Source organism: Ciceribacter ferrooxidans (assembly GCF_004137355.1).
Lineage (GTDB): Bacteria > Pseudomonadota > Alphaproteobacteria > Rhizobiales > Rhizobiaceae > Allorhizobium > Allorhizobium ferrooxidans.
Genome location: NZ_SDVB01000407.1, coordinates 1 through 251 on the forward strand (window position 1 = coordinate 1; position 251 = coordinate 251).

The window sequence follows — 251 nt, forward strand, 5'->3', positions numbered from 1 at the left end:
TCCCGGGGGCCAGCAGCCGGCTCAAGCTGGCTCTCAATGCCTATGTCTTCGCACTCACCCACGGGACGGCGGAAACGCTTGCGATTGCCCGCGCGCTCGGCGTCGACCCAGCCCTCGTGATCGAGGCCCTGACAGGCGGTCCGCTTGACAGCGGCTATTTCCAGGCCAAGGGCGCAGCGATGCTGAAGGGAGATTTCAGCACCAGCTTCTCAGTCGACAACGGGGTGAAGGACGCAAGGTTGGTCGTCGAT

General features: G+C 64.1%; 1 protein-coding gene. It reads left to right on the top strand.

The annotated features are described in order from the left end of the window. Window positions 1-251, top strand: a 251-nt coding sequence (locus tag EUU22_RS24375) for an NAD-binding protein (RefSeq protein WP_165351291.1), incomplete at both ends; no start/stop codon positions are given.